1 protein-coding gene is annotated in these 445 nt (G+C 63.1%); it reads right to left on the bottom strand.

Annotation, left to right across the window (positions count from 1 at the left end):
* Nucleotides 1-238 precede the first annotated feature (238 nt).
* Nucleotides 239-445 (bottom strand): hypothetical protein (locus tag BN4575_RS22365; protein WP_218060817.1); only part of this gene is annotated, 207 nt, incomplete at its 5' end.

Here is a 445-nt window from a genome sequence, read left to right as displayed (position 1 = left end):
GGGACGGATGAATGCTCGCGCATCGTGGTCTGCTCGCCGGAATCCTCTTTGACGCTCGCGTCACGTCCGTAAAAATCGTCGCGCTGTCACCGCCTGTCGCGCCTCGGCCAGGATTTCCACAATGCCCAGGTGTACCCCGCCGCCGCGCGCCACCAAATGTGCATCGACGTGATGGTCGAAGGCGATGCTGGCGTGGAGCTCGGCTCGTCCCAGGCGCCGAGCTTGACGAAGCCCATCGTTACTGGGGAGGTAGCATCAGAACGCCAGCACCAGGATCTGCGAGGACTCCCCACAGCTTCCGCGCGAGCTCCTCAATTTCCGGCGACAGCTCTCCGCCTGACAGCCATTGTTGCACGAGCAAGGAGAGCCGTTCAATACGCTGGATGTCCTCTTCGGTGATCCCCTCAGGCCCACCCTGCGCTAATCCCTGGTCACGCAGCGCGAC

This window comes from Aeromonas sp. EERV15 (genome assembly GCF_900079845.1).
GTDB lineage: Bacteria > Pseudomonadota > Gammaproteobacteria > Enterobacterales > Aeromonadaceae > Aeromonas > Aeromonas sobria.
Note: the sequence above shows the minus strand (reverse complement) of the source record. Positions and strands in the feature narration are given on the sequence as shown.